The organism is Hominisplanchenecus sp., from assembly GCF_046967715.1.
Classification (GTDB): Bacteria; Bacillota; Clostridia; order Lachnospirales; family Lachnospiraceae; genus Hominisplanchenecus; species Hominisplanchenecus faecis.
In genome coordinates this window covers 1-8365 of the sequence record NZ_JBKVNQ010000086.1, presented here as the reverse complement: position 1 = coordinate 8365, position 8365 = coordinate 1, and the positions used below count along the sequence as shown (strand labels likewise).

Below are 8365 nucleotides of genomic sequence, written 5' to 3'. Positions count from 1 at the left end.
ACAGGAAACGCAGCGTGTCAGGAGATTGTTTTCGAATCATCATGGCGTACTATTTTTACAAAACTATTTTATGGCGTTCGTCTGCACATTTACAAACCTTCTGCACAGATCATTTGCACATGCATAAATCTTCCATGTATGCTTAGTCGCGTAAGAGGCTGCGTACCATCTCTGCGGTAAACACAACTTCGGAAACACGGTTAACTTCGATCTGATACAGTGCATTTGCTGCGATATGTTCGGCGGCCTGTTCCAGATCACGGATTCCGGAGGTGTTGGAGAACAGTTCAATTACAGCATCCAGTGCTTCGTCTGTCATCTTGCACTCATTCTCTTTGAGGCTCATACGTTTGAGAATCTTCGGCAGTGCAAATTTGGAGAAGATGATCTTTTTCTCATCCGGTGTGTAATCCGGGATGTCGATCACGGCAAAACGTGACATCAGAGGTGCACTGATCTGCTCTTTGTTGTTGGCTGTGGCGATAGGATAAACGCCGGTCGTTGGAATCATACATTCCATATAGTTATCGGTAAAGCCGAGGTTGTCAAGCAAGGTCAGAAGCACGTCTGCCGGATTGCCGTTTCCCTTGCCGGAGGCTGCCTTATCCAGCTCGTTGATGATGAAGACCAGATTGGACTCTCCGGATACTGAGAAAGCCTCCATAATGATTCCGGGTTTTGCGTTTGCATAGACACGGGAGCTTCCGGTCAGCTGTTCCGGATCGTTGATGGAGCTCATGTCAAGCGTAGTCCAAGGAAGACGCAGGATACGTGCAACGGCATAGGCAATCTGAGATTTACCGGTTCCGGCAGGGCCGACCAGCAGCAGACCATATGCCGGCAGGGTATGCGTGCGGTTGATCTGGATGATCGTCTCCATGATACGCTGTTTGACGCGTTCCATACCGTAAAGTTCTTCATCGAGAATACGGCGTGCAGCAACTGGATCGATGGCTTCGAAGTAATTGCTCTTCCACTGAATGTTCATCATGATGGAGAGGGCACGCTGGGCATGGCGGCGTTCTTCAGGGGAAACTTCATGGGAACGTGCAACGGCAAGGTTGCGTCTTGCCCACAGGCGGATATTATCCGGCAGGGTGCGGCCGGCACAGATCATAAAGTCTGTGATGCTCTGAAGGCTGGTCAGTTTCATCTCATCGCCGACTTCCTCCAGATCTTCGTCTTCACATTCTTCCAGAAGCGGAGCATTGCTTGCAAGCAGACGTTCAATCATGAACTGAAGGAAACCATCTTCTGCAGAAAGCTTGGTGCCGCCGCCGAAAGCAGTCTCGCGGATACGGTAAACCATATAGCCGCCCTCCCGGTTTTCACCGGATAAACGAACCGGAATGTGATTTTCGCCGAGCCAGCGGAGCAGGCTTACAAAGCGGGCATCCACTTTTTTGATATCAGCGATTACAGTAGAACCATCATCTTCTTTAAATTCAAAAGCGGTACGCTTGTTCTGATTGGTAAACGTTCCGCAGGAGTGATGTTTCCAGGCTTTTTTGCTGTTGTCAAGGACAAGAAGCGGTTTGTCTGCGGAAGAAACATTTTCGTCGGAAGCAAAGGTGGTATAAGTACATTCCGGAACAGCATCCGGTTCCGGGGTGTTATTGAAATCAAATACAGGCATAAAAAAACTCCTTTCATCATTAGCACCAGAAAGAAAAGCGAAATATTGCAAAATCTTCTGTGTGTCAAGTGTATCATGGATTGCTGGCCGGCTCAATAGTATTTTCGCATCAATTTCACCGGAACAAAATCCACAGTCATCTCTTGACAAATCCGTCTGCCTTCGCTATGATTAACATGGACAAAGGCGAGGAAGAAGAGGAGTACATACACAGCTCTTTCAGAGAGGGTTTTTCGCAGGCTGGAAGGAAACCTAAGGATGCGTGGATGGAAGGTAGCTTTGGAGCCGGAGGGCAGAACGAGTTCTGTGACAGGCGGTATGCAGATAAGTATACGCGGACAGGACAGTAAGCTTTCACGTGACCCGACGTTAAAGGGAAATGAGGTATGCATCCGTCTGTGATGTATATGAAAAAAGGTGGTACCGCGTAAATGACGCCCTTTGCAGAATCTCCGTTTCCGGGGATGATGCAGAGGGCTTTTTTCGTTGAAACATTCCGTTTGGAGTGTATTTGATTTAATGTGCAGAACAAACAACAGCAGGAGGACAACATGAGCAAAGAATTAGCAAAGACTTATGATCCGAAGGGAATCGAGGATCGTATTTATCAGAACTGGCTGGATAAGAAATATTTCCATGCGGAAGTCGACCGCAGCAAGAAACCGTTTACGATCGTTATGCCGCCGCCAAACGTAACCGGTCAGCTGCATATGGGACATGCACTGGACAACACGATGCAGGATATCCTGATCCGCTATAAGAGAATGCAGGGCTATAATGCACTGTGGCAGCCGGGAACCGACCACGCGGCGATCGCTACGGAAGTAAAGGTCATCCAGAAACTCAAAGAGCAGGGCATTGATAAAAACGATATCGGACGTGAAAAATTCTTAAAACACGCCTGGGAGTGGAAAGAGGAGTACGGGGGACGCATCGTAAATCAGCTGAAAAAACTGGGTTCTTCTGCTGACTGGGACAGAGAACGTTTCACAATGGATGAGGGATGTTCCAAAGCAGTTGAAGAAGTTTTCGTGAAATTATATAATAAGGGATATATTTACAAAGGTTCCAGGATCATCAACTGGTGTCCGGTATGTAAAACTTCCATTTCAGATGCAGAGGTAGAACATGTAGATCAGGACGGATTCTTCTGGCATATCAATTACCCGATCGTCGGAGAAGAAGGACGTTTCGTGGAGATCGCGACCACTCGTCCGGAGACACTGCTTGGAGATACGGCCGTTGCCGTAAACCCGGAAGATGAAAGATACCAGGATCTGGTCGGCAAGATGCTGAAGCTGCCGCTGACAGACCGTGAGATCCCGGTGATCGCGGATTCTTACGTAGATAAAGAATTTGGAACCGGATGCGTAAAGATCACACCGGCACACGACCCGAACGACTTTGAGGTTGGCAAGAGACATAATCTGCCGGAGATCAATATCATGAATGACGATGCGACCATCAATGAACTGGGCGGCAAATATGCAGGCATGGATCGTTATGAGGCAAGAAAAGCCATGGTAGCAGACCTGGATGCACTGGGACTTCTGGTAAAAGTTGTTCCGCATACACACAGCGTCGGCACACACGACCGCTGTAAGACAACCGTTGAGCCGATGATCAAACCGCAGTGGTTTGTAAAGATGCAGGAGATGGCGAAACCGGCGGTCGAAGCTCTGAAAAAGAACGAGCTGAATTTTGTACCGGATCGTTTTGACAAGATCTATCTGCACTGGCTGGAGAACATCCGTGACTGGTGTATTTCCAGACAGCTCTGGTGGGGACATCGTATCCCGGCATATTACTGTGACGAGTGCGGCGAAGTGGTCGTTGCAAAAGAAATGCCGAAGGTCTGCCCGAAATGCGGATGCACACACTTTAAACAGGATGAAGACACACTGGATACCTGGTTCTCTTCTGCACTGTGGCCGTTCTCCACACTTGGCTGGCCGGATAAGACCGAAGATTTTGATTACTTCTATCCGACCGATGTGCTGGTAACCGGATATGACATCATTTTCTTCTGGGTGATCCGTATGGTATTTTCTGCGATCGAGCAGACCGGAAAAGTGCCGTTCCATCATGTACTGATCCATGGTCTGGTGCGTGATTCCCAGGGAAGAAAGATGAGTAAATCTTTAGGAAACGGTATTGATCCGCTGGAAATCATTGACCAGTACGGAGCAGATGCCCTGCGTCTGACACTGATCACCGGAAATGCTCCAGGAAATGACATGCGTTTCTACATGGAGCGTGTGGAGGCAAGCCGTAACTTCGCAAACAAGGTATGGAATGCATCCAGATTTATCATGATGAACCTTGAGAAAGCAGAAGTTCCGGGTGAAATGCCGAAAGATCAGCTGACGGCAGCCGATAAATGGATCCTCTCCAAAGTCAATACACTGGCAAAAGAAGTAACCGAGAACATGGATAAATATGAACTGGGTATTGCCGTTCAGAAAGTGTATGATTTTATCTGGGAAGAATTCTGCGACTGGTACATCGAGATGGTAAAACCGCGTCTGTACAATGACGGGGATACCACAAAATCAGCAGCACTTTGGACACTGAGGACGGTTCTGGTAAATGCTCTGAAACTGCTGCATCCGTATATGCCGTTTATCACAGAAGAGATCTTCTGCACGCTGCAGTCCGAGGAAGAATCCATCATGATCTCCAAATGGCCGGAGTTCACCGAAGAGTGGCATTTTGCAGAGGATGAGGCAGCCGTTGAGATGATCAAAGAGGCAGTCCGCGGTATCCGAAACGTGCGTACAGGCATGAACGTACCGCCAAGCAAGAAAGCAAAAGTATTTGTCGTATCCGAAAGCGAGAATGTGAGAAATACGTTCGAAAACGGAAAAGTATTCTTTGCAACCCTTGGAAGTGCAAGCGAAGTGACGGTTCAGGCAGACCGCAGCGGCATCGACGAAGATGCAGTATCTGCCGTGCTTCCGGAGGCAGTCATCTATATGCCGTTTGCAGAACTGGTTGACATCGACAAAGAGATCGAGCGTCTGCAAAAAGAAGAACAGCGTCTGACAAAAGAGCTGGCACGTGTCAACGGTATGCTGAGCAATGAGCGTTTCATGAGCAAGGCACCGGAGAGCAAAGTTGCAGAGGAACGTGCAAAATTAGAGAAATACAGCCAGATGATGGATCAGGTAAAAGAAAGACTGACTCATCTTCAGGCAAGATAGGAAACAGGATGCCTCCGGCATTCTTACTGTGAAAAAAGTGGTTCTGTACTTTGTGCGGGACCACTTTGCAGCATCAGGCAAAACAGGACACAGGAAGGGAAATGCTTATGTCATTGCAGTTGATCTACGGCCCATCCGGCAGTGGAAAATCGTATACACTTTATAAAAAAATCATAGAGCAGTCCATACGGGAGCCGGACCGGGAGTTTATCGTGATCGTTCCGGAGCAGTTTACCATGCAGACACAGCGGGAACTCGTAGAACTGCATCCAAACAGGGGAATTTTAAATATTGATGTGCAGAGCTTTTTGCGTCTGGCATGGAGGATCTTTGAGGAAGTCGGGGTGGATACACACACCGTTCTGGAGGACACCGGAAAGAATCTGCTGCTGCGGCGTGTGGCATCCCGTCAGAAAAATGATCTGACGGTGCTTGGACGAAATTTTCGCAAGCCCGGCTATATTTCGCAGGTCAAATCCATCATTTCTGAGCTGAAGCAGTATGATGTTTCACTGGAAGAACTGGATGAGCAGCTGCGTTCGGGGAAAAAAGATGCATTATCTTATAAATTACAGGATATTCGAAACCTGTATGAGGGATTTCAGGAAGAACTTCAGGGAAAGTACATTACTTCGGAAGAGATCCTGGAAGAGCTCTGTTATGTCGTAAAAAAATCTGAAATTTTAAAAGGCTGTGTGGTCGCCCTGGATGGATTTACCGGATTTACGCCGATCCAGAACAAGCTGCTGAGGGAACTGATGCAGACGGCGGAGAAAATCTATGTCACGGTGACGTTGGATGCCTGGGAAGATCCGATGAAAAAGGTTTCCATGCATAAACTCTCTTATCTGAGCAAAAAGACGATACAGCAGCTGGCCGGGGCGGCAAAAGAATGTGGCTGCATGCTGGAAAAGCCGGAAGTGCTCGGAAAAGAAGGAAGCATCCGTTTCAGAAGTGCACCGGCACTTCGCTTTCTGGAGAGACATCTGTTCCGACCGGGCAATCAGATTTATGAAGCCCAAGATTCACAGAAGCTGGAGCGGGAGCTGTCTTTGCATGTGGCAAGAGATGCGAAAGCAGAGGCAGAATTTGCGGCACGGACGATCTGGCATCTGGTGCGTGAAGAGAATCTGCGTTACCGGGATATTGCCGTGATCACCGGGGATATGGAATCATTTGGTGACCATATGAAAAAGGAATTGCAGCAGAAAGGCATTCCGTGTTTTATCGACCGCACCAGGAAGCTCCTCTTAAATCCGCTGGTTGAATTTCTGCGGGCGGCCCTTCAGATCGCAACCAAAAGCTTTCGCTATGAAAGCGTGTTCCGTTATCTGCGAACCGGGCTTGCGGGGCTAAAAAGGGATGAGATCGACCGGCTGGAAAACTATGTGCTGGCAAATGGGATCAACAGCCGCAGACGCTGGGAAGAGCCGTGGGATGAACAGGAAGAACCGTTCAAAGAGAAGATCCTGCCGCCGCTGCTTGCCTTTGTGGATCAGGTCAGAGAAAAGGACGGGACGGTGCGTCAGAAAACAGAAGCACTTTATGATCTGATGGTGCATTATGGTATTGAGCAGAAAATGCAGGATTACCGGGAAAAATTTGAGCAGGAAGAGGCTTATGACCTTGCAAGAGAATACGAGCAGATCTACGGCATAGTGATCGAGCTGTTTGACAAACTGGTGGAGCTGCTTGGTGATGAGCCGATGAGCCTTCAGGAATATACCGAAATCCTCGATGCCGGATTTGAGGAGGCCAAGGTTGGCATGATCCCTCCGACGATGGACTGTGTGCTGGTCGGCGATATCGAGCGTACCAGGTTAAAGGACATCAAAGTACTGTTTTTTCTGGGGCTGAATGACGGCTGGGTGCCGAAAAAAGAAGAAAAAACCAGTATTCTCTCCGATATGGACCGGGAAACCTTATCCGAGCTTGGCATGGAACTGGCACCGACGGCAAGAGAAAACAGTTATATCCAGAAGTTTTATCTGTATCTGAATCTGACAAAACCATCGGCAAAGCTTTATCTTTCTTACGGAAGGATGGGGCTGGACGGACGAGTGCTGCGTCCTTCCTATGTGGTCGGAAGTATTTTAAGGATGTTTCCGCAGCTGACGCTTCAGGATGAAGATCTGATTGAAGATCCGCTTGCAAGGATCACAACGGCAGAGAGCGGGATTGTGCATCTGGCGGACGGACTGAGAAAAGCGGCACTTGGAAGCGTGGAGAAGACGGCGGCCAGTCTGTTTGGATGGTACGAAGGACAGGAAAAATATCAGGATCTGGCGAAAAAGCTGCTGGATGCGGCCTTTCTGCATGGAAAGACGGAGCCGATGTCAAAGACGACGGCAAAACGGCTTTACGGACAGACGCTGGTCAACAGTGTCAGCCGGCTGGAGAAATTTTCGGCGTGCTCCTATGCACATTTTCTGAATTATGGTCTTCGGGTATCGCAAAGAGATCTGTTTGTATTCCAGCCGATGGATATGGGGAATATTTTCCATAAGGTGCTGGAGTCTTACGCACGAAAAGTGGAGGCGAGCGAATATACCTGGTTTAACATTCCGGAGAAAGAACAGAAACGTCTGGCGGCGGAGACGGTAGAAGAGGTTTCCGAAGCTTATGCATCAACCCTTCTGCATTCCAGTGCCAGAAATGAATATGTGATCCGCCGCATGAAGCGGATCATGGAACGCACGATCTGGGCACTGACCAGGCAGGTGCGTGCCGGAAACTTTATTCCGTCCAATTTTGAAGTGCCGTTTTTAAGTTCTTCGGACTTGAAGGCGGTGAATATCGCACTTTCGGACGAAGAGACGATGCGGCTGAAAGGGCGGATCGACCGCATTGATCTGTACGAAACGGAGGATGAAGTTCTGGTAAAAGTCGTAGATTATAAATCAGGAAATAAAGTGTTTGATCTACAGGAATTTTATTACGGACTGCAGATGCAGCTTGTCGTTTATCTGAATGCGGCACTGGAGATGGAACAACGCATTCATCCGGATAAAAAAATAAAACCGGCAGGCATCTTCTATTATGCAATGAAAGATCCGATCGTGGATCAGAAGCATGGGGAGAGCGAAGAAGAGCTGGAAAAACGGATTTTGAAAGAGCTGCGTCCAAATGGTCTTGTCAATGCAGAAAGTGAAGTGGTAGAAGCACTTGACCGCAGTCTGAAGAAAACATCCGAGGTCATTCCGGTTGCCAGAAACAAAGACGGCAGCTATTCTCGCTATGCGAGCGTGGCATCCGAAGAGCAGTTTTTGACACTTTCGAAATTTGTGGAAGAGAAGATGCGGGCGATCGGATGTGCGATCCTTGAGGGAGATGTAAAGATCAATCCTTATGAAAAGAAAGGAAAAACAGCCTGCGATTACTGTGAATTTAAAGATATCTGCGGTTTTGACCGGAAAATACCGGGCATGCATTACCGGAGGCTGAAAGAACTGGATCCGGATGATATCTGGGAATTTTTGCGAGAAGGAGGGGATTTTTGATGGGAAATCTGTGGACAGAAGAACAG

3 protein-coding genes and 1 other annotated feature are annotated in these 8365 nt (G+C 48.3%); of the genes, 2 read left to right on the top strand and 1 reads right to left on the bottom strand.

The window, feature by feature from the left end; translation table 11 throughout:
* Window positions 1-142: 142 nt before the first annotated feature.
* A complete protein-coding gene (locus ACLTL4_RS10495; protein WP_147631749.1) occupies window positions 143-1636 on the bottom strand; it encodes an AAA family ATPase in 1494 nt (497 codons plus the stop codon).
* A 180-nt stretch (window positions 1637-1816) separates the two neighbouring features.
* Window positions 1817-2081, top strand: a binding site (T-box leader).
* Between the two features lie 106 nt (window positions 2082-2187).
* On the opposite strand from ACLTL4_RS10495, the gene ACLTL4_RS10490 reads away from it, so the two are divergent.
* Entirely contained in the window at window positions 2188-4839 is a 2652-nt protein-coding gene (locus tag ACLTL4_RS10490; RefSeq protein WP_412320509.1) for a valine--tRNA ligase, read from the top strand.
* Window positions 4840-4946: 107 nt separating this feature from the next.
* Window positions 4947-8339, top strand: coding sequence for a PD-(D/E)XK nuclease family protein (locus ACLTL4_RS10485; protein ID WP_412320508.1), 3393 nt, complete (start codon window positions 4947-4949; stop codon window positions 8337-8339).
* Window positions 8340-8365 lie beyond the last annotated feature (26 nt).